Source organism: Tolumonas auensis DSM 9187, assembly GCF_000023065.1.
Lineage (GTDB): Bacteria > Pseudomonadota > Gammaproteobacteria > Enterobacterales > Aeromonadaceae > Tolumonas > Tolumonas auensis.
Map to the genome: position 1 here is coordinate 2,962,544 of NC_012691.1, position 21,493 is coordinate 2,984,036.

22 protein-coding genes and 8 tRNA genes are annotated in these 21,493 nt (G+C 48.5%); 5 read left to right on the forward strand and 25 right to left on the reverse strand.

Annotated elements, in window-relative coordinates; genetic code table 11:
* The first annotated feature begins 146 nt into the window (after positions 1-146).
* The gene (gapA, locus tag TOLA_RS13730; RefSeq protein WP_041609545.1) at positions 147-1,142 is read left to right on the forward strand and encodes a glyceraldehyde-3-phosphate dehydrogenase; all 996 of its coding nucleotides are present in this window, start codon (positions 147-149) and stop codon (positions 1,140-1,142) included.
* Positions 1,143-1,213: 71 nt separating this feature from the next.
* Positions 1,214-2,098, forward strand: a complete 885-nt coding sequence (locus tag TOLA_RS13735; RefSeq protein ID WP_015879741.1) for a D-hexose-6-phosphate mutarotase — start codon at positions 1,214-1,216, stop codon at positions 2,096-2,098.
* Positions 2,099-2,170: 72 nt separating this feature from the next.
* Here the strand turns inward: TOLA_RS13735 and nadA are convergent, their stop codons facing one another.
* The 25 genes from nadA to TOLA_RS13860 all read right to left on the reverse strand — a co-directional run bounded on the left by nadA (position 2,171) and on the right by TOLA_RS13860 (position 18,281).
* The gene (nadA, locus tag TOLA_RS13740; RefSeq protein WP_015879742.1) at positions 2,171-3,232 is read right to left on the reverse strand and encodes a quinolinate synthase NadA; all 1,062 of its coding nucleotides are present in this window, start codon (positions 3,230-3,232) and stop codon (positions 2,171-2,173) included.
* 187 nt (positions 3,233-3,419) lie between these two features.
* Positions 3,420-3,495, reverse strand: a tRNA-Lys gene (locus tag TOLA_RS13745).
* A gap of 21 nt (positions 3,496-3,516) precedes the next feature.
* Positions 3,517-3,592: transfer RNA gene (locus tag TOLA_RS13750), tRNA-Val, on the reverse strand.
* A gap of 10 nt (positions 3,593-3,602) precedes the next feature.
* Positions 3,603-3,678: transfer RNA gene (locus TOLA_RS13755), tRNA-Lys, on the reverse strand.
* Between the two features lie 19 nt (positions 3,679-3,697).
* Positions 3,698-3,773: transfer RNA gene (locus TOLA_RS13760), tRNA-Val, on the reverse strand.
* A 47-nt stretch (positions 3,774-3,820) separates the two neighbouring features.
* Positions 3,821-3,896: transfer RNA gene (locus TOLA_RS13765), tRNA-Val, on the reverse strand.
* Positions 3,897-3,913: 17 nt separating this feature from the next.
* A tRNA-Lys gene (locus tag TOLA_RS13770) sits at positions 3,914-3,989 on the reverse strand.
* A gap of 21 nt (positions 3,990-4,010) precedes the next feature.
* Positions 4,011-4,086: transfer RNA gene (locus TOLA_RS13775), tRNA-Val, on the reverse strand.
* Between the two features lie 10 nt (positions 4,087-4,096).
* Positions 4,097-4,172 (reverse strand) — tRNA-Lys (locus TOLA_RS13780).
* 147 nt (positions 4,173-4,319) lie between these two features.
* The gene (gene ybgF, locus TOLA_RS13785; protein ID WP_015879743.1) at positions 4,320-5,108 is read right to left on the reverse strand and encodes a tol-pal system protein YbgF; all 789 of its coding nucleotides are present in this window, start codon (positions 5,106-5,108) and stop codon (positions 4,320-4,322) included.
* A 12-nt stretch (positions 5,109-5,120) separates the two neighbouring features.
* Complete coding sequence (gene pal, locus TOLA_RS13790) at positions 5,121-5,636, reverse strand: peptidoglycan-associated lipoprotein Pal (RefSeq protein WP_015879744.1); 516 nt, start codon at positions 5,634-5,636, stop codon at positions 5,121-5,123.
* Positions 5,637-5,663: 27 nt separating this feature from the next.
* The gene (gene tolB, locus TOLA_RS13795) at positions 5,664-6,959 is read right to left on the reverse strand and encodes a Tol-Pal system beta propeller repeat protein TolB (RefSeq protein ID WP_015879745.1); all 1,296 of its coding nucleotides are present in this window, start codon (positions 6,957-6,959) and stop codon (positions 5,664-5,666) included.
* A gap of 44 nt (positions 6,960-7,003) precedes the next feature.
* Positions 7,004-8,065, reverse strand: coding sequence for a cell envelope integrity protein TolA (gene tolA, locus TOLA_RS13800; RefSeq protein ID WP_015879746.1), 1,062 nt, complete (start codon positions 8,063-8,065; stop codon positions 7,004-7,006).
* A 16-nt stretch (positions 8,066-8,081) separates the two neighbouring features.
* Complete coding sequence (gene tolR / locus TOLA_RS13805) at positions 8,082-8,519, reverse strand: protein TolR (protein ID WP_015879747.1); 438 nt, start codon at positions 8,517-8,519, stop codon at positions 8,082-8,084.
* Between the two features lie 2 nt (positions 8,520-8,521).
* A complete protein-coding gene (tolQ, locus tag TOLA_RS13810) occupies positions 8,522-9,193 on the reverse strand; it encodes a protein TolQ (RefSeq protein ID WP_041609546.1) in 672 nt (223 codons plus the stop codon).
* A gap of 1 nt (position 9,194) precedes the next feature.
* Complete coding sequence (ybgC, locus tag TOLA_RS13815; RefSeq protein ID WP_171804935.1) at positions 9,195-9,605, reverse strand: tol-pal system-associated acyl-CoA thioesterase; 411 nt, start codon at positions 9,603-9,605, stop codon at positions 9,195-9,197.
* A gap of 137 nt (positions 9,606-9,742) precedes the next feature.
* On the reverse strand, positions 9,743-9,856 hold the full coding sequence (gene cydX / locus TOLA_RS16570; RefSeq protein ID WP_015879750.1) for a cytochrome bd-I oxidase subunit CydX: 114 nt from the start codon (positions 9,854-9,856) through the stop codon (positions 9,743-9,745).
* A 10-nt stretch (positions 9,857-9,866) separates the two neighbouring features.
* Positions 9,867-11,006, reverse strand: a complete 1,140-nt coding sequence (gene cydB, locus TOLA_RS13825) for a cytochrome d ubiquinol oxidase subunit II (protein WP_015879751.1) — start codon at positions 11,004-11,006, stop codon at positions 9,867-9,869.
* A 12-nt stretch (positions 11,007-11,018) separates the two neighbouring features.
* Positions 11,019-12,575, reverse strand: a complete 1,557-nt coding sequence (locus tag TOLA_RS13830) for a cytochrome ubiquinol oxidase subunit I (RefSeq protein ID WP_015879752.1) — start codon at positions 12,573-12,575, stop codon at positions 11,019-11,021.
* Positions 12,576-13,010: 435 nt separating this feature from the next.
* The gene (gene ruvB / locus TOLA_RS13835; RefSeq protein WP_015879753.1) at positions 13,011-14,024 is read right to left on the reverse strand and encodes a Holliday junction branch migration DNA helicase RuvB; all 1,014 of its coding nucleotides are present in this window, start codon (positions 14,022-14,024) and stop codon (positions 13,011-13,013) included.
* A gap of 13 nt (positions 14,025-14,037) precedes the next feature.
* Positions 14,038-14,658 carry a Holliday junction branch migration protein RuvA gene (ruvA, locus tag TOLA_RS13840; protein WP_015879754.1) on the reverse strand — a complete coding sequence of 207 codons (621 nt, stop codon included), beginning with the start codon at positions 14,656-14,658 and terminating at the stop codon, positions 14,038-14,040.
* A 73-nt stretch (positions 14,659-14,731) separates the two neighbouring features.
* Positions 14,732-15,253: a crossover junction endodeoxyribonuclease RuvC gene (gene ruvC / locus TOLA_RS13845; protein WP_015879755.1), complete on the reverse strand. Its 522-nt coding sequence runs from the start codon at positions 15,251-15,253 to the stop codon at positions 14,732-14,734.
* A gap of 101 nt (positions 15,254-15,354) precedes the next feature.
* Positions 15,355-16,098 (reverse strand): YebC/PmpR family DNA-binding transcriptional regulator, encoded by a 744-nt coding sequence (locus TOLA_RS13850; protein ID WP_015879756.1) that lies wholly within the window; start codon positions 16,096-16,098, stop codon positions 15,355-15,357.
* Between the two features lie 109 nt (positions 16,099-16,207).
* Positions 16,208-17,974: an aspartate--tRNA ligase gene (gene aspS, locus TOLA_RS13855; protein ID WP_015879757.1), complete on the reverse strand. Its 1,767-nt coding sequence runs from the start codon at positions 17,972-17,974 to the stop codon at positions 16,208-16,210.
* Positions 17,975-18,026: 52 nt separating this feature from the next.
* Entirely contained in the window at positions 18,027-18,281 is a 255-nt protein-coding gene (locus TOLA_RS13860) for an FmdB family zinc ribbon protein (protein WP_015879758.1), read from the reverse strand.
* 207 nt (positions 18,282-18,488) lie between these two features.
* On the opposite strand from TOLA_RS13860, the gene miaB reads away from it, so the two are divergent.
* From miaB to ybeY, 3 genes are read left to right on the forward strand one after another with little or no spacing between them, the layout of a single operon-like run.
* Entirely contained in the window at positions 18,489-19,919 is a 1,431-nt protein-coding gene (gene miaB, locus TOLA_RS13865) for a tRNA (N6-isopentenyl adenosine(37)-C2)-methylthiotransferase MiaB (protein ID WP_015879759.1), read from the forward strand.
* 52 nt (positions 19,920-19,971) lie between these two features.
* Positions 19,972-21,018, forward strand: a complete 1,047-nt coding sequence (locus TOLA_RS13870; RefSeq protein WP_015879760.1) for a PhoH family protein — start codon at positions 19,972-19,974, stop codon at positions 21,016-21,018.
* Complete coding sequence (gene ybeY / locus TOLA_RS13875) at positions 21,015-21,482, forward strand: rRNA maturation RNase YbeY (protein ID WP_015879761.1); 468 nt, start codon at positions 21,015-21,017, stop codon at positions 21,480-21,482. Before TOLA_RS13870 ends, ybeY begins: the two co-directional genes overlap by 4 nt.
* Positions 21,483-21,493: the final 11 nt, after the last annotated feature.

Genomic DNA, 21,493 nt, shown 5'->3' on the forward strand with positions numbered 1-21,493 from the left:
AGCACAAATCCGGTAAAGCTTAGTGAACAAATTGACTATTTCATGATATATCGCAATTAAAAGTCGCTTGGTAGTTGCTCATTCCCCCTTAATTCTTGTAAATTCATAGGCGAATTTTTTCCCTTGAACACATGTTGGGTACAACTATGACTATCAAAGTAGGTATTAACGGTTTTGGCCGTATCGGTCGCTTCGTATTCCGTGCAGCTTTCGAACGTTCAGACATCGAAATTGTTGGTATCAACGATCTGATCGACGTTGATTACATGGCTTACATGCTGAAATATGACTCAACTCACGGCCGTTTCAACGGTACTGTTGAAGTTAAAGACGGCAACCTGATCGTTAATGGTAAAACTATCCGTGTAACTGCAGAACGTGACCCAGCAAACCTGAAATGGGATGCTATCGGTGCTGACGTAGTTGCTGAAGCAACTGGTCTGTTCCTGACTGACGACACTGCTCGTAAACACATCACTGCAGGTGCCAAGAAAGTTGTTCTGACTGGCCCATCTAAAGATGCTACCCCAATGTTCGTAATGGGCGTTAACCACGCTACTTACGCTGGTCAAGACATCGTTTCTAACGCTTCTTGCACCACTAACTGCTTAGCACCTATCGCTAAAGTTCTGAACGACAAATTCGGTATCGAATCTGGTCTGATGACTACTGTTCACGCAACTACCGCTACTCAGAAAACTGTAGACGGCCCATCTGCTAAAGATTGGCGCGGTGGTCGTGGTGCTTCTCAGAACATCATCCCATCTTCAACTGGCGCAGCTAAAGCAGTAGGCGTTGTTCTGCCAGAACTGAACGGCAAACTGACTGGTATGGCTTTCCGTGTACCAACTACCAACGTTTCTGTTGTTGACCTGACTGTTAACCTGAAAACTGCCGCTTCTTATGCTGAAATCTGTGCAGCAATGAAAGCAGCTTCTGAGGGCGAACTGGCTGGCGTACTGGGCTACACCGAAGATGAAGTTGTATCAACTGACTTCAACGGCGAAACTTGTACTTCAATTTTCGACTCTAAAGCTGGTATCGCACTGACTGACAAATTCGTTAAAGTTGTATCTTGGTACGACAACGAAATCGGTTACTCAAACAAAGTTCTGGACCTGATTGCTCACATCTCTAAATAATTGAGCACTCATTCCGAATGAGTTTACAAAAGGCAGCCTACGGGCTGCCTTTTTACTTTGGGAGCTTACACATGTTAAGAAAATTCAAATTTACCAAACAACAAGATCTCACCAGCAATACACAGTTAGCCACCAATGAATCAGGGCTAAGCTACATCCTTATCAAAAACCAGCATGCAGAAGCGGCCATCGCCTTATTTGGTGCACATGTATTGCACTATCAAGCAAAAGACAAACAACCTTTACTGTGGATGAGCCATACCAGTGCTCAAGATGGATCTAAGCCATTTCGTGGTGGTGTGCCTATCTGCTGGCCTTGGTTCGGCCCAGCCCCTGCAGAGTTAGGCACAGGGCTTCCTGCGCATGGTTTTGCTCGTGGTCTGATATGGCAATTGGAAGGCGTCAGTGAAACAGATGAAGGCACATTTGTGCATCTATCACTGAACGACACAGCCGAAACACTGGCTATGTGGCCTCACCCATTCCGTCTTGAGTTTGAAGTTCGTGTTGGTGCTACATTGACCATGTCGTTAACCACTGAAAATACCAGTGATAAAGAATTCCGTGTTTTCGAAGCCCTGCACACTTACTTCAATACCAAAGGCACTGAGTTTGTCACGGTGAAAGGTCTGGGCGACAGCTTCTACGATAAACTGACAAAATCAGATAGCGTTCAAGATGGCGATTTTCATCTGATTGCAGCGGTTGATCGTGTTTATAGTAAACCAGCCAAAGTAGTGACATTCACGACTGGCTACGACACCATCGAATTAGATAATGGTGGTGAAAATTCTGCAGTGGTTTGGAACCCTTGGACTGCAGCAGAGAATATGGCTGACTTCGATAGCGATCGCTGGCAGACCATGGTTTGCGTCGAAACCTGTGTCACTGGGGAAGGCCAAACGATTGCAGCCGGTGAAGAACACACTCTCAGCACTGTGATCAGTTATCAATAAAGATACACGTGATGCATAAACAACAAGAAAGCAGGATACAAACGTATTCTGCTTTCTTGTCTCGGTGTGTCATCAAATATTACTGTTTACCTTCTGCTGCAAACTAGCGGCAAAATCCAGCATACGATTCAATGGGATCAACGCTTTCAGGCGAGTTGATTCTTCCACCTTAATTTCATGCGCATCAGCCTGTTCAGACAACGCAGCATATATCGCTTCCAGTCCATTCATCGCCATCCACGGACAATGTGCACAGCTACGGCAGGTAGCACCATCCCCTCCCGTCGGAGCTTCTATCATGACCTTATCCGGGCAGGCTTGCTGCATCTTATAAAAGATACCGCGATCGGTAGCCACTATCAGTGTCTTTTGTGGCAACTGCTGTGCAGCTTTGATCAATTGAGTGGTCGAACCAACCGCATCCGCCATATCTATTACTGCTGCCGGCGACTCAGGATGAACCAATATAGCTGCATCAGGATGTTCGGCTTTCAGACGAGCCAGAGCTTTCGCTTTGAACTCATCATGAACGATACAGGCACCTTGCCAGCGCAGCATCTTTGCACCGGTTTTCTTTTCGATATAAGCGCCCAGATGACGATCCGGAGCCCAGAGAATTTTTTTACCTTCTGCATCAAGATGTTCAACCACTTCCAGTGCGATACTGGAAGTCACCACCCAGTCAGCCCGCGCTTTAACTGCCGCGGAGGTATTGGCATAGACCACCACGGTATGATCCGGATGTTCATCACAGAAAGCCGAAAATTCTTTGATAGGACAAGAGAGATCCAGAGAACACTCAGCCTGCAGTGTTGGCATCAACACGTGTTTCTCAGGACTTAATATTTTCGCTGTTTCGCCCATGAAGCGGACGCCGGCGATGATCAGGGTCTGAGCCTGATGTTGTTTACCGAACTTCGCCATCTCCAGCGAATCCCCGATAAAACCGCCTGTCGACTCAGCCAATGCCTGAATCTCATGATCGGTATAGTAATGCGCAATCAATACTGCATTTTTTGCTTTCAGCAATTCAGTGATACGCGCAGTCAACTCCTGTTTACGCGCCGCTGATAACGGGGCAGGAATTTGCGGGAAGGGATAGTCAATTTCAACCACATTGACTGAGCTGTTCATGTCTTACTCCGGCTTACAATTGTGCTTTGCTGATTATAACCGAGAAGAGATGCTTGCTAAATGCAATTAGTGAAATGGAGCAAGAAACAGAAATGATTTTTCACATATCACTTGTGTATTTATTTTTTAACTGAGGAAAGTTTTAAGATGAAGGCTATTTTAAGGAAAAGATTGTTTTAAGCAGAGATGGTGGGTCGTGCTGGATTCGAACCAGCGACCAATTGATTAAAAGTCAACTGCTCTACCGACTGAGCTAACGACCCATCTTTGTCACTTTGTAAAACTGGTGGTCGCTACTGGGATCGAACCAGTGACCCCCTCCTTGTAAGGGAGGTGCTCTCCCAGCTGAGCTAAGCGACCTGGGATTTATTGGTGGGTTGTGAAGGGATCGAACCTTCGACCTACGGATTAAGAGTCCGCTGCTCTACCGACTGAGCTAACAACCCACACGTGTAACACAAAATTTGGTGGTCGCTACTGGGATCGAACCAGTGACCCCCTCCTTGTAAGGGAGGTGCTCTCCCAGCTGAGCTAAGCGACCTGGGAAACTTCAACACAGTTATTCTGGAAAGCAACTATGTGTAAAACTGGTGGTCGCTACTGGGATCGAACCAGTGACCCCCTCCTTGTAAGGGAGGTGCTCTCCCAGCTGAGCTAAGCGACCTGGGATACTGCAAATGATGGTGGGTCGTGCTGGATTCGAACCAGCGACCAATTGATTAAAAGTCAACTGCTCTACCGACTGAGCTAACGACCCATCTGTATCATTTTTAAAACTTGGTGGTCGCTACTGGGATCGAACCAGTGACCCCCTCCTTGTAAGGGAGGTGCTCTCCCAGCTGAGCTAAGCGACCTGGGAATAAGTGGTGGGTCGTGCTGGATTCGAACCAGCGACCAATTGATTAAAAGTCAACTGCTCTACCGACTGAGCTAACGACCCACTCTTTGCTGGCTTTGCATTCTGCCCTGCCAACGGCGGCCTATAATACGGATTTACGTTTCCGACGCAACAGAAAAATAATGATTTTTTCCTGTTTGCTCATCGTTCGACCAATTCCGCCTACTTTAAGCCAGTTTTGGCTTATTATTAACCACCCATCGCCTTCTGTGCCAGTTGTGCAGCAGAAGTATTTGGATATTGCTTAATGACTAACTGGAAAAATTTATTCGCTTTTTCTTTATCACCATCCGCTTTCGCGATGACACCCAGCTTATAAATTGCTTCCGGACGCTTTGGCGAATCTTTATATTTTTGCGCGACGGTCAGAAAATGTGCTTTTGCCTGCTCCCGATCACCCTGATTAAGCTGTAATTGGCCTAACCAGTAATGCGCTCCCGGTTGTAATGCCGAGTTCGGATAGCTTGCAATGAACGTATCGAAAGCCGGGATTGCTTTCGCGTAGTTCTTTTCCTTGATCACCAGATTGACCGCAGACTCATAGTCATTGCTTTCCGAGCCACTGGCTGGAGCAGCAGCGGGTGTAGCCGGAGTTGGTGCATCACTGGCAGCCTGAGCCGCTGCTGGCGTGGCAGCAGCAGGTTGTGGTGATGATGCTGCTTGCGTGCCTGCAGATACCGGTGCTGCCGGGGCTTGTGCGGACTGTTGCAGCTTATCCAGCTCCTGATACAGCGCTTTCTGCCGCTCTGTAGCCTGTTGTAGCTTGTAGTTCGACTCTTCCAGTGCACCGCGTAATGAACGGATATCGTTAGTTAATGCATCGATTTGTTGCTGCATTTCAACCTGCGACAAATTACGCGCACTCACCATTCGCTCGAGCTTCAGCACCCGATCTTCGAGTTCGTCAGCATGCACCAGAGAAACAGAAAAAACAGCGGCCATCAATATGGCCGCTTTTACATAATGGAATTTACCCATCAGCATTCTACCTTAGTAGACCAGAACCGCACGACGGTTGTGGCCGAAAGCATCTTCAGCGTGACCTGGATCAGCTGGTTTTTCTTCACCATAGCTGACAACAGACAGCTGAGACACATCTACACCCAGGTTCTGCATGTATTTCGCGACAGCTTTCGCACGACGCTCACCCAGTGCAATGTTGTACTCAGGAGTACCACGTTCGTCAGTGTGGCCTTCGATCAGTACTTTAACGCTGTTATGACCACGCAGGAAATCTGCATGAGTCTGTAACAGCTGAGCATATTGACCTTCGATCGCATCTGAGTCGTAGTTAAAGTAAATCACGTTGTCCTGTTTCAGGGATTCGAACTGCTGACGAGCTTGTTCATCAGCTGACAGACCTGAGTCCAGACCGGAAGTTTCTACGCCCTGACCAGCCATACCGTCAGTATCGGCAGAGGTAGAACCCTTTTTACTGCTACATGCAGCCAGAGTAACCAGTGGGATCGCAATCAGCAGCGTTTTCAGCAGTGGGTTAATTTTCATTTTCATATCCTTGGTACATTGCTCGGATTAATTCAAAAACGGTGACCAGGCCGGAGAGCGCACTTCTCCCTTCGCGGAAGGTAAGTTTGCTTTGAATCGCCCGTCTGCCGATACCAGTGCCAGCCCCTGGCGACCTTGATATACAGTGCTATAGATGATCATACTGCCATTAGGCGCAACACTTGGTGATTCATCGAGTGATGAGCTGGTCAGTACATACACACCACCACCATTCAGATCCTGACGGGCAATGCGGTATGAACCCTGAACCCGGCTCACCATAACCAACGCTTTTCCATCCGGTGTAGCGCTTGCGCCAAGATTAGAATCACCTTCCCATGTTACACGGCTGGCACTGTGTGATGCCACATCTACTTTATAAATTTGCGGTCTGCCACCACGCTCTGAGGTGAAGAAAACAGAACGTCCATCGGCACTCCATGAAGGTTCAGTGTCAATGGCCTGATCAGATGTCAGACGATTCAGACGGCGACTGCCTATATCTACAGTGTAAATATCCGGCTGACCATCTTTAGACAAAACAACCGCCATAGAACGTCCGTCCGGTGACCATGACGGCGCACCGTTGATTCCCGGCAAAGCCACTAACATTGAACGGGCCTGGGAATACAAGTCCTGAATGAAGATTGCCGGTGTACGTTTCTCAAAACTGACATAGGCAATTCTACGACCATCCGGTGACCAGGTCGGAGACATAATTGGCTCACGGGAACGTAATAACATGCGTTCATTGTAACCGTCATAATCAGCCAGCATCAGGCGGTAAGGCATTGCCTGGCTGCGGTCAACCGTGACATACAGAATACTGGTCAGGAAGGCACCGCGTTCGCCGGTCAGCTTTTCATAGACGATGTCAGAAATACGGTGAGCATATTTACGCAGCTGTTTGGCCGTTACTGTCGCGACGCGGCTGTCCAGCACCGCATTCCCGCCATCTTTACCGCGTGCAACATCAACCAGTTCAAAAGTCACACGGTATTGACCTGCGCCGGCAGATTCAACATGACCAACAACCACGGCTTCAGTGCCCAGTGCAGACCAGGTTGGATAATTAATCTGACCACTCTGTGCCGGTTGTTCCGGCATTGAGTTACGGCTCAGTGGCGTAAATTTACCACTGCGCATCAGATCCGAGCTGATCACGTTAGCCAAATCTTCCGGCAGAGAGCCATCTGATTTGAAAGGCACAATTGCGACAGGGCGACCGCTGTCCATACCACCGGTTACCAGAATATCCAGTTCTGCCATCGCAGACTGACTAAACCACAACCATCCTACCAATGCCATCAAGAGTTTTTTCATCTTTATTCATTTCCCGGTTGTTACAAAATTAATAATAACCATCATTACTGGGGCTGTATTGTTGCATTAATGGTTCGTTCGGCGTCCGATGGCGGAGCTGGGAACGTCCCAATCATATTAACAGCTGTAATCCCTGCCCGACAGATTGAAGGATCACCACTGCCCGCCGTCACACTCAGAACCAGTCCATCCGGCGCCAGTCTTATTTTGACAACACAACTCTTACCTTTCATATTCTGATCGATCAGCATTCGTTGTTCGATCATATTAGCAACTTTGTCGCCATAGCCCGGATCGCCACCACCAGAGCCACCAGGACCAGCGGATGTTGATGGTTTTGAGCTGTTACCTGACGGACCTGCTGCAGCGCCACCGATATCTTCACTCAATAACTCATCTTCCAACTTGCTGGCGTCAGCAGCATCTTGTTTCGCTTTTTCTTTGGCCTCTTTCGCTGCTTTGGCTTTAGCTGCTTTTTCAGCCTTCAGTTTTTCAGCCTTTTCTTTAGCTTCTTCGGCTGCTTTTTCTTTGGCTTCCTGCTCGGCTTTTTTCTTGGCTTCCTGTTCAGCTTTTTCTTTGGCTTCTTTGTCAGCCTTTGCCTTAGCATCCTTATCGGCTTTCAGTTTTTCCGCTTTTTCTTCAGCTTCTTTCTGATCCGCCAGCTTTTTCTCTTCTTCCAGTTTTTTCTTCAGTTCTTCTTTTTTCTTCTTCTCAAGCGTTATTTTCTTTTCAGCGTCCAGTTTCTGACGTTCAACTTCCAGCTTCCGCTCTTTCTCTTTCGCTTCTTTCTGTTGTTGTTTTTCTTGCTTCAGCCGGATCGCTTTTTCAACTTTTTCCTGGCGAACCGCTTCCGCAGCTGCTGCTTTTTCGGCAGCCTGCTCTTTCGCCTCTTCAACTTTCTTTGCTTTCTGTTGTTTAATAAATTGTTTGTGCTGATCAAATTTTAATTGATCAATCACAACTGCATTCACAACACCGCCACCACCACCGCCGCCACCAGCAGGCCGTTTGGGTTTATCCAGATTCCATTTCAGAATGAACATCAGGATCAACAGTGCATGCAGTATGATAGATATAACTACCGGACCGCTCATGCCTCGTTTCACGACGCCACTACTCCGTTTATTTTTTCTTATCTACTGAGTCAGTCATTAACCCGACGTTTTCTACCCCGGCCTCTTTCAGTGCAGCCATGAGCTGGACTACAGCGTCATATTGCACTTCTTTGGCACCGGCAACGACCACAGGACTGTTCGGATGCGTTTTATGGTATTCAGAAACGATACCGGCCAGTTCTACTAAATCAGCCATATCCTTTTCTTCTTCCGAACCCAGCATCAACGAATAGTGACCATCTTTATCGACCTGAGCGATGACAGGCGGCTCTGAATCTTCAGACAGTGGCTGAGAGTCGGTCTGCGGCAGATCAACTTTAACGCTCTGCATCACGACAGGTGCTGTAGCCATAAAAATAATCAGCAATACCAACATAACGTCGATATAGGGCACAACGTTGATCTCGGCGACGGCGCGTCTTTTGCTGCGTTTATTGGCGTGCATTATTACTCACCTTTACTGCCAAGCTGGCGGTTCAGAATAGTAGAGAATTCATCCATAAAATTGATGTAAGAATTATCCAGACGCTCAACCTTGGTGCTGAAACGGTTATAGGCTACTACCGCCGGGATCGCGGCAAACAGACCCATTGCCGTTGCAATCAGAGCTTCCGCGATTGGCGGAGCAACCATTGCCAGTGATGCATTTTTTACCGCAGACAAGGCGATAAAGGCATGCATGATCCCCCATACGGTACCGAACAGACCGATATACGGGCTGATAGAACCGATGGTTGCCAGCACAGGCAAATGTGTTTCCAGTTCATCGAGTTCGCGGGAAAGAGAAACACGCATTGCACGGTAAGTTCCATCCATGATCATTTCCTGATTTTTGAGACCGCTGTTATGCAGACGAGCGAACTCCTTGAAACCGGAATAAAAAATCTGCTCCAGACCGCTCAGCTCATCACGTCGGTTGGCACACTCCTGATACAGGCGATTAAGATCAATGCCGGACCAGAAACGTTCTTCAAATTGTTCAGAAATAGAACGCGCAGTTTTCAGAACTTTAGTCCGCTGGACAATGATTGCCCATGATGCAATCGACATAGATAACAGAATCAACATAACGATCTGTACCAACGGACTGGCTTCTAGGATCAGGTTGGTAAACGACATTTCAGCTGGTTGCACGAGCAATCACTCCACTTACATCTTCAGGAATAGCAATAGGTTTCATTGCAGCGAGGTTGACACAGGCTATTGTTACATTGGCTGTCACAATCACCCGGCCAGTTTCATCTGCAATCACTTGTGAAAATACCATTGAAGCCCGTTTTAGCTGAGCCACCCGGCAGGAAACTGCCAGTAGCTGGTTAAAACGCGCTGCGTTACGGAATTCAATATCGATATGACGCACAACAAAAGCTACATTATGCTGCAATAGCTGATCTTGTTCTATTCCCAGCTGTCGCAGCCATTCTGTGCGCGCACGCTCCAGAAATTTCAGATAATTTGCGTTATATACTATGCCGCCAGCATCGGTATCTTCGTAATAGATCCGCACTGGCCAGCTAAATTCTGAGTTGATCATCGACCTCAATCCCGCAGTCGTAAGACGCGCATAATATACCCCAGCAGAATTGAGGAAAGAAGGTGATCTTGCTCACTTTATTTTCCCAATAAAAAAGCCACCCGGTTAAGGTGGCTTTTTTTCGCTCTGTGAATTTACTTATCGTCTACACGACGATCCATATTTTCGGTATGTTCCAGCCAAAGTGCATTAATAATGCCAAAAGAACAAGCCAGCAATACACCCAGAACCCACGTGAAATACCACATTTAACGCCTCCTAGTAGACTGAATGTTTGTTCTTTTCTACAAACTGATTGCTGACACGGCCAAACATCTTGATGTAAGTCCAGATGGTGTAGCCCAATATAGTTGGTACAAAAATAGCTGCGGCAAAAGTCATGACCGTCAGGGTGTTTTTCGATGAAGTAGCATCCCACATGGTCAGGCTCTGTGCCGGATTCAGGCTAGATGGCATGATGAACGGGAACATAGAGAAACCCGCGGTCAGGATCACACCGGCAATCATCAGCGATGAGAACAGGAAGGCAAAGCCAGCCCGATCAAAGCGTGCCGCCAGAATGGTCAATACTGCCATGGCTAACCCAACCAACGGAGCTGCCATCATCCATGGATACTGAGCATAATTCTGCATCCACGCACCTGCGGAAACAGCAACATCTTTGTTCAATGGATTAGACGCCGCTTCTGTACCGGCAAATTTGACGATGGTGTAACCATCGATACCATTTGCAACCCAATAACCTGCCACCGCAAACAATACAAATACCAGTAATGCCGTTAGCATGGCGGTTTTGCGAGCTCGATCCTGCAGATCACCTTCTGTTTTCATCATCAGCCAGGTAGCACCCTGAGTGACGAACATGAACAGACTGACCAGTCCTGCCAGCAGACCAAACGGATTCAGCAACTGGAAAAAAGTACCTTCGTAAGTGGTACGCATCATGGTATCAACGCTGAATGGTACGCCTTGCAGCAAGTTACCAAACGCCACACCGATGACTGTTGGCGGAACAAAACCACCGATGAACAAGCACCAGTCCCAACTGTTACGCCAGCGTGGATTTTCCAGTTTAGAGCGGTAATCAAAGCCAACGGGGCGGAAAAACAGCGCCATCAGTGTCAGAACCATCGCAATATAGAAACCGGAAAAAGCAGTCGCGTACACCATTGGCCAGGCGGCAAACAATGCACCACCGGCCGTGATCAACCACACCTGATTGCCATCCCAGTGCGGTGCAATGGTATTGATCATGACACGACGTTCCGTGTCTGTTTTACCGAGGATAGGCAACAGTGCGCCTACCCCCATGTCAAAACCGTCAGTCACAGCGAATCCGATCAGCAATACACCAATCAGAACCCACCAAATCAGACGCAATACTTCGTAATCAAACATGATGGCTTCCTCTTATGCCTGCTCTGTTTCATAGAAATATTTACCTGTTTTTAAGCTGCTCGGACCTTTGCGGGCAAACTTAACCATCAGGTACATTTCAATGACCAGTAATACGGTATAGAACGCGCAGATACCAATCATGGAAAATAGCAGATCACTCGTTGATAGAGTCGATGCGGACAGATAGGTTGGTAATACCTCACCGATCGTCCATGGCTGACGACCGATTTCAGCAACTATCCAACCCGCTTCAATCGCGATCCATGGCAGCGGAATACCCCACAGCAATGCTTTAAGCAACCAGGTACGCTCACCGATACGGTGACGGCAGCTGTCATAAAATGCCAGACCAATCAGCAGCAGCATCAGCACACCCGCACCAACCATGGCCCGGAATGAGAAGAAAATCGGCGTTACTGGCGGAATTGAATCATCAGCAGCCATTTTGATCTGCTCTTCAGTAGCATCAACGATATTTGCTGTATATGGGCTTAACAGCAGGCCATATCCCAGATCAACTTTCAGTTCCTGGAATTTAGCCAGATTTTCAGGAGTCTTCTCGCCTGCCTGCAGCTTTTTCATCAACGCATACGCCTGAATGCCATTACGGATACGTTTTTCATTCTGCGCGATCAGATCTTTCAGACCGGTGATTTCTTCATCGATAGAGCGTGTGGCAATAATACCGGCCATATACGGAATTTCGATGGCAAAATCAGTGCGTTGATTTTCCTGATCAGGAATACCAAATGCAGTGAAAGGAGCTGGTGCTTCATGCGTCTCCCATTGCGATTCGATAGCTGCCAGCTTGGCTTTCTGAACATCACCTAATTCGTAACCGGATTCATCACCCAGCACGATAACGGAGAGAATTGAAGCCATACCGAAAGCAGCGGCAATAGCGAAAGAACGACGGGCAAAAGGAATATCCCGTTTTCTCAGCAGATAGTAAGAAGAGATCCCCAGTACAAACATAGCGCCACAGGTATAACCAGCGGCAACAGTGTGTACGAATTTAACCTGAGCGACCGGGCTGAAAACCAGATCAGCAAAACTGACCATTTCCATGCGCATGGTTTCATAGTTGAACTCAGAACCCACCGGGAACTGCATCCAGCCGTTTGCCACCAGGATCCACAGTGCAGAGAGGTTAGTCCCCAGCGCCATTAACCAGGTTGAAACCAGATGCTGATTTTTGCTCAGACGATCCCAACCGAAGAAGAACATACCAACGAAGGTCGATTCCAGAAAGAACGCCATCAGGCCTTCAATTGCCAGCGGTGCACCGAAAACATCACCCACATAGTGGGAATAATACGACCAGTTAGTACCGAACTGAAACTCCATGGTCAGACCAGTGGTCACACCCAGAGCGAAGTTAATACCAAATAATTTACCCCAGAACTTGGTCATGTCCTTATAGATCGGGTTGTTTGTCATCACATACACTGATTCCATTATTGCCAGGATAAACGTCATCCCGATAGTTAATGGAACGAACAGGAAGTGATAGAGCGCTGTAGCGGCAAACTGGAGCCGCGACAGATCAACCACAAGTTCATTGATCATGATTATTCCTCATCAAAAGTGACATTGTTTGTAACTTCGTCGGCAGGAAACGACTGAGCCACGTTAATGTTGTATTTTTCGTAAATGTTATACTATCTGGCACAAATTTGGATCATTTTTGCCATAAATGTAGTTAAATCTTAACGCTTTGGCGAAAAATGAAAGACGACAATAATTCTTATATTTAACAATTCGTTAAACAAACTCAGCACTCATCATTGTAAATCAGAACAATTAGTTAAGATAAGCTTAAACTCTTTTCGTTGATTTAACTCAATAAACAAAGCAATTATTCATCAGGAAATTGAGATGTTATTCTCAGTATCCTTAATAAATAAACCGGATAAATTATTAACAATATTTTAACAAAAAATATTCCGGAATACGGATGCAGGATGGATAAAACAGAAGGGATCGGGGAATGGAACGTCAGGTTCAGCCCTGACGTTCCGGAGTGGTAAGACCAAAATGCAGATAGGCACGAGGCGTGGCGATACGTCCACGTGGCGTACGTTGTAAAAATCCCTGCTGGATAAGATAAGGCTCCAGCACATCTTCGATGGTTTCTTTTTCTTCACCGATAGCCGCCGCCAGGTTATCAACACCTACCGGCCCGCCAAGAAATTTATCTATGATCGCCAGCAGTAACTTCCGATCCATATAATCAAAACCGGCATTGTCTACATCCAGCATATCGAGCGCCTGAGCGGCGATCTGGTCGGAGATATGACCATCAGACCGGATTTCAGCAAAGTCACGTACCCGGCGTAACAAGCGGTTAGCAATACGCGGCGTACCACGCGCACGTTTGGCAATTTCAAATGCACCTTGCTGGTCTAGCGATAAACCGAGCACATCGGCACTTCGGCCAACAATATGTGCCAGATCTTCCACCTTATAAAACTCAAGGCGTTGCACGATACCAAAACGATCGCGTAACGGAGATGTCAGCGAACCGGCGCGGGTTGTCGCACCAATCAGCGTAAAGGGCGGCAATTCCAGTTTGATTGAACGGGCTGCCGGCCCTTCGCCGATCATGATATCCAGCTGGTAATCCTCCATTGCCGGATACAGCACTTCTTCCACTACCGGACTGAGCCGGTGGATCTCATCGATAAACAAGACGTCGTGCGGTTCGAGGTTGGTCAGCAACGCGGCCAGATCACCGGCTTTTTCCAGCACAGGTCCGGAGGTGGTTTTGATATTCACCCCCATCTCATTCGCCACAATATTAGCCAGAGTGGTTTTACCCAGACCAGGCGGGCCAAAAATCAGTACATGATCCAGTGCTTCACTGCGGCGACGAGCTGCTTCGATGAAGATCTCCATCTGCGAACGCACCTGATCCTGCCCCCGATAATCGGACAGCATTTTAGGGCGGATCGCACGATCCAGTTGTTCTTCTTCGGTTATTGCAGCCGGAGCAATCAGGCGGTCAGCTTCAATCATGATTCAGGTTCCGTTACAGCATCGATCGCAGGGCTTCACGAATGACATTCTCGACTGTCATTTCCGGCTTAATGACTTTACTCACCACCAGACTAGCCTGTTGTGGTTTGTAACCTAATGCCAGCAGTGCCGCAACCGCCTCAGACTCGACAGTGTCAGCAGGCGCAAGCGACGGTTCATGATCAACAGGTGCAGCATCGGTATAGGGGGTGAACAGATCGTGACTGATCCAGCCTTTGAGGCGATCTTTCATCTCGACGATTAAGCGTTCAGCTGTTTTTTTACCGACACCCGGTAATTTGACTAAGGAGGAAACATCTTCCCGTTCGACACAGGAGACAAACTGATTCGCGGACATACCGGACATAATCGCCAGTGCCAGTTTGGGCCCCACCCCGTTAGCTTTCAGCAGCTCACGGAATAAAGTGCGTTCCTGTCTGGTATTAAACCCATACAGCAGCTGTGCATCTTCACGCACCACAAAATGGGTGATGATAGTCGCTTCCTGCCCGACGGCCGGAAGCTCATAGAAACAAGTCATCGGCAATTGGAGTTCATAACCCACACCGCCAACATCCAGCAGAATTTCCGGTGGGGATTTCTCGATAATGATGCCATGCAGTCTGCCGATCACGCGCTTGCTCCTTTGACTTAATTATCGCGCTAGCATAATAAATAACTGGATGAACATCCAGTTATTCGATGGATTATCGCAGGCGTCCGCGCGCAGTACCATGCACTTTTCCCGCCATGCGGATCAGTGTTTGCTGAGTATGCGAATGACACAAGGCGACGGCCAGCGCATCAGCTGCATCCGCCTGCGGACAGGCCGGCAGTTTCAGCAGTTGTTTCACCATATGCTGTACCTGTTCTTTATCGGCCGCACCGGTGCCAACTACCGATTGTTTTACCTGACGGGCAGCATATTCCGCGACCGGCAATCCGGCATTCACCGCCGCCACAATCGCACTCCCCCTCGCCTGCCCCAGCTTTAAGGCAGAATCCGGGTTTTTCGCCATAAATACCTGTTCGATGGCAAACAAGTCTGGCTTAAACTGCAGAATTATTTCGCTGATACCATCATAAATCTGCTTCAACTTATCAGACAGTTGTTCACCGCTGGTACGGATACAACCAGAACCCAAGTATTCCACTTTTCCCGCTTGTTGGCGGATCACGCCATACCCCGTAATACGGGATCCCGGATCTATACCCAGAATGATTGTCATAACAACACTTATTCAGATAACGCAATAACTACCCGGCAGACTAACACGCCGGAAAAAAACAAGGGAGCCGAAGCTCCCTGTATCATGAATTTGCAGAACAGTTATTCCAGTGTTGCCGCAACTTCATCAGAAATAGTACCGTTGTGATAAACCTCTTGTACGTCGTCCAGATCTTCCAGCATGTCGATCAGACGCAGCAGTTTCGGTGCATCATCGGCGTTCAGATCTACTTCGGTGCTTGGGATCATACTGACATTCGCGTTATCAGGTTTAAAACCCGCCGCTTCCAGCGCATCCAGCACAGTACCAAAATCGTTTGGTGAGGTGTAAACGTCGATAGAGCCATCATCGTTGGTTTCAACGTCATCAGCACCCGCTTCCAGAGCGGCTTCCATCAGTGCGTCTTCATCTGCGCTGGTGAAAGAAAGGATACCTTTCTTGGTAAATAAATAGGCCACAGAGCCATCAGTACCCAATGCACCACCGCTCTTACTGAAAGCATGGCGTACACCAGCAACAGTACGGTTACGGTTATCAGTCATACATTCAACCATTACTGCGGTACCTGACGGGCCGTAACCTTCATACACTAAGGTTTCTAACTCAACGCCGTCGTCACCACCGGCACCACGCTTGATCGCACGATCAACCGTATCACGGGTCATGTTGATAGACAGTGCCGCGGCAACGGCCGCACGCAGACGAGGATTAGAACCGCCATCAGGGCCACCAAGGCGGGCAGCGGTGGTAATTTCACGGATCATTTTAGTAAACATTTTACCGCGTTTGGCATCTTGCGCTGCTTTGCGGTGTTTAATGTTGGCCCACTTACTGTGACCTGCCATAACTCTCTCCTGATAAAAATTAACGCTGAATCTATCAGCTAAAATCAGCGGGTAACGTGGTGGCAGTAGTATTTCTGCCACAAAAGCCGCGTCACCCGGAAAACAAAATTTATTCAGCCGCTTTCACGGTCGTCTGGATAGCCAGCTCGCTCAGCTGTTGCTGGTTGGCAAAACTAGGCGCATCTGTCATCAGACAGGCTGCTGCGGTAGTTTTCGGGAATGCAATCACATCACGGATATTGTCAGTACCAGTCAGCAACATGGTCAGACGATCCAGACCGAATGCCAGACCCGCATGCGGTGGCGTACCAAATTTCAGTGCATCCAGCAGGAAGCCGAATTTTTCTTTTTGTTCTGCTTCACTGATACCGATCGCACGGAATACCGTCTGTTGCATATCACCACGGTGAATACGCACGGAACCGCCGCCGACTTCATAACCATTGATAACCATATCGTAGGCATTGGCATAAGCAGCTAACGGGTCAGCTTCCAGCTGGGCCGGCGTAAAATCTTTCGGCGCAGTAAACGGATGGTGCATCGCAGTCACACCACCTTCGCCATCTTCTTCAAACATCGGGAAGTCAACAACCCACAGCGGTTTCCAGCAGTTTTCCACCAGATCCAGATCGCGGGCCAGTTTCAGACGCAACGCACCAATGGCATCACACACTACTTTCTTGCTGTCAGCACCGAAGAAGATGATATCGCCATCTTGTGCACTGGTACGGCTCAGAATTTCACGCACGATTTCATCGTTCAGGAATTTAGCCACCGGTGACTGCACGCCTGCCAGCCCGCTGTCAGCCTGATTGACTTTCATCCACGCCAGACCTTTCGCGCCATAGATAGACACGAACTGGGTATATTCATCAATCTGTTTACGCGACAGCTGTGCACCATCCGGTACCCGCAGTGCGGCAACACGACCTTTCGGATCGTTAGCCGGGCCGGCAAACACCGCAAAAGAAACGTCTTTCAGCAAATCGGCAATATCAACCATTTCCATCGGGTTACGCAGATCGGGCTTATCAGAACCGTAACGGCGCATTGCTTCATCAAAGGTCATGATCGGGAACTGACCCAGATCGACGCCAATAATGTTCTGCCACAGACCTCGGATCAGGTTTTCCATCAGCTCACGTACTTGTTCTGCGTTCAGGAAAGAGGTTTCTACGTCGATCTGGGTAAATTCAGGCTGACGATCCGCACGTAAGTCTTCATCACGGAAACATTTAACGATCTGATAATAACGGTCGAACCCAGACATCATCAGCAGCTGTTTGAACAGCTGAGGTGATTGTGGCAGCGCGTAAAATTTGCCTTTGTGCACACGACTTGGTACCAGATAGTCACGTGCACCTTCCGGTGTCGCCTTAGTCAGCATCGGGGTTTCGATATCCAGAAAACCATGCTCATCCATATAACGGCGCACAAAGCTGGTGATACGGGCACGGGTTTTCAGTGATGCGGCCATTTCCGGACGACGCAGATCCAGATAGCGGTATTTCAGACGTTGTTCTTCGGTGTTGGTCTGGTTGAAATCCAGCGGCAGTGGTTCTGCACGGTTGATGATTTCCAGGCCATGCGCGAAGATTTCAACTTCACCAGTCGCCATATCTTTGTTGATCTGGCTGTCCGGACGTGCACGCACCACACCGGTTACACGGATACAGAATTCATTACGCAGTTCTGAAGCCAGTGCGAAAGCTTCCGGTTTATCCGGATCAAAAAACACCTGAACAATGCCTTCGCGATCACGCATGTCGATAAAAATCAGTCCGCCCAGATCACGACGGCGATGAACCCAACCACACAGGGTTACGGTCTGTTCGACATGGCTACTTGTCACCTGACCACAGTAAATGCTACGCATGATTTATTCCTTTACTGAATTTATATCTCCGGCATTCCGGAGATTCATTTAATTATTCGCCAGCAGCCGGACAGCCCTTGCATCCGCCCTGCTCCGAGTCACAACTCGCCAGATTCTTTTTCGTGCCGGTTTTGAAATCTGTTTCATACCAGCCACCACCTTTCAGACGAAATCCTGGTGCGGACAGCAATTTTTTCAGTGCGGCCTGAGAGCAAGCCGGACAATCCACAAGCGGCGCATCAGACATTTTCTGCAATTTCGCAAGCTGATGACCACAATGAGTACATTCGTACTGATACATTGGCATAGTGTTAACCCACGATTGTTCCACAAAAGACCGGGCATTATAGATGAAAGTCGGCGCGGTGATAACTATCACAAGTAGTGATTACCACGCCTGTTTATCACTAAAGATGTGAATTCTGGTCAGGTTAAAGCCGGAAATATAGTCAGTGTCTGAGTAACCAAGTAGAATATTGCGTCTTTGTTAATAGTGAGTCGGCCAAGCACATCCATGAGCAAGAAACTGCATATCAAAACCTGGGGCTGCCAGATGAACGAGTATGACTCGGCCAAAATGGTAGATTTGTTGACCAGTTCTCTGGGTTATGAAACCACTGAGCTTCCGGAAGAAGCTGACCTGCTGGTATTGAATACCTGTTCCATCCGCGAAAAAGCGCAGGAAAAACTGTTCCACCAGTTAGGACGCTGGAAAGAGCTGAAAAAGAAAAATCCTGAACTGGTGATCGCAGTGGGTGGTTGTGTCGCTTCCCAGGAAGGCAAAGCAATTCGTTCCCGGGCGCCGAATGTGGACGTCGTGTTTGGTCCGCAAACACTGCACCGTCTGCCAAACATGATCAAACAGGTCAAAGCCGGTCACGGTGCACAGGTCGATGTTTCCTTCCCGGAAATCGAGAAATTCGACAACCTGCCGGAACCACGCGCCGAAGGTCCGACCGCTTATGTTTCCATCATGGAAGGCTGTTCTAAATATTGTACTTACTGCGTGGTGCCTTATACCCGTGGTGAGGAAGTCAGCCGTCCGCAAGATGACGTGCTGTACGAAATCGCACAGCTGGCTGAACAGGGCGTACGTGAAGTGAATCTGCTGGGGCAGAACGTCAACGCCTATCGTGGTGAAACTTACGATGGTGGCATTTGTTCATTTGCGCAGTTGCTGCGTCTGGTTGCCGCGATCGACGGTATTGACCGTATCCGTTACACCACCAGCCACCCGATCGAATTCACCGATGACATCATTGAAGTCTATAAAGATACGCCTGAGCTGGTGAATTTCCTGCATCTGCCGGTACAAAGCGGTTCAGACAAGATCCTGTCGATGATGAAACGTCCGCATACGGCGCTGGAATACAAATCGAAGATCCGTAAGCTGAAAGCGGTACGTCCGGATATTCTGATCAGTTCTGATTTTATCGTGGGTTTCCCGGGCGAAACCGATGAAGATTTCGCCAAGACCATGAAGCTGATTGAAGACATTCAGTTTGATACCAGCTACAGCTTTGTTTTCAGTGCCCGTCCGGGTACACCGGCTGCCGATATGCCTGACGACACGCCGATGGAAGTGAAAAAAGAGCGTCTGGCTCATCTGCAACAGACCATCAACAATCAAGCAATGCAGTACAGCCGCCAGATGCACGGCACCATTCAGCGGATTCTGGTAGAAGGCCCGTCACGCCATGACATTATGGAGCTGTGTGGCCGCACTGAGAATAACCGTGTCGTAAACTTTGCCGGTGATGCCCGTCTGATTGGTCGGTTCGTGGATGTGGAGATCACAGAAGCGCGGCCACACTCATTACGTGGTAAAATTATCCGTACTGAAGCGGAAATGGATCTGCGTCATGCAGTCAGCCCGGCAGAGATCCTGAATCGCCGCCCGGATGGCGTAGCAGATGAATTGGGTGTAGCCCAGTTCCGCCCTTAATTGCTGATTCTATGGCCGTCACATGACGGCCTGTTTTATAGAGAGGAATACTTTGAGCCGACACATCGCCACTCTCGACATCCATCTTGAACCCGCCGACAGCCATCGACTGGCTAGCCTGTGCGGACCTTTCGACGACAACATCAAGCAGATTGAACGCCGCATGGGCGTAGAAATCATCTATCGCAATAATCACTTTCAGGTTGTCGGTAAAGGCAATGTGTCTCAAGTGGTCGTTGAACTCCTGAAACAGCTTTATGTTGAAACACAGCCTGTCCGCGGGCAAAAAGTCGTTGATCTGACGCCGGATCAGGTACATCTGGCCATTCAGCAATGTCATATGCTGGAACAGAATGATGATGAAACCCCGGATGCCATTCCTTATGGCAAAGAGGTCAACATCAAAACCAAACGTGGCATGGTGAAACCACGCTCACCGAATCAGGCGCAGTACATCAACAATATCGTGGTGCATGACATCACTTTTGGTATCGGCCCGGCCGGAACCGGTAAAACCTATCTGGCGGTTGCCGCAGCAGTTGATGCGCTGGAACGTCAGGATGTCCGCCGGATCCTGCTGACCCGTCCTGCAGTCGAAGCCGGAGAGAAACTCGGTTTCCTGCCGGGTGATTTAAGTCAGAAGGTCGATCCTTACCTGCGCCCGCTTTATGATGCCTTGTTTGAAATGCTGGGTTTCGAACGTGTGGAAAAGCTGATTGAACGCAATGTGATCGAAATTGCGCCGCTGGCTTACATGCGTGGCCGTACGCTGAATGATGCCTTTATCATTCTGGATGAAGCGCAAAACACCACGGTCGAACAGATGAAGATGTTCCTGACCCGTATTGGCTTTAACTCCAAAGCAGTGGTTACCGGTGATATCACCCAGATCGACCTGCCGCGCAATGTAAAATCCGGTCTGCGCCATTCGATTGAAGTGCTGAGCGGTGTCGATGGTCTTTCTTTTAACTTTTTTCAGTCAACAGACGTCGTTCGTCATCCGGTTGTCGCACGCATCGTGCAGGCTTACGAAAAATTCGAACAACAAAAAGCGGTAGCTGAAAGTAAACCAGCTGATCGCGAGGAATCATCGTCATGAGCGTTACGCTTGATCTGCAAATAGCCTGTGCTGACAGCACCGGCCTGCCTTCTGAAACGCAATTCCAGCAATGGCTGGATACGGCAGTATTACCTTTTCAGCAGGAAGCAGAAGTTACCATCCGTCTGGTGGATGAAGCCGAAAGTAATGAGCTGAACCTCACCTACCGCGGCAAAGATAAACCAACTAACGTGCTCTCATTCCCGTTTGAATGTCCGCCGGAAGTGGAAGATTTCCCGTTATTAGGCGATTTAATTATTTGTCGGCAGGTGGTGGAAAAAGAAGCACTTGAGCAACAAAAAACGCTGGAATCACACTGGGCACACATGGTTATTCATGGCAGCTTGCATTTACTCGGTTATGACCATATAGAAGATGAAGAAGCCGAAGAGATGGAAGCACTGGAAAAAGAGTTCATGCAGACTCTCGGTTTCCCTGATCCCTATAAAGATGATGAAATTTAAGGATTAATGAC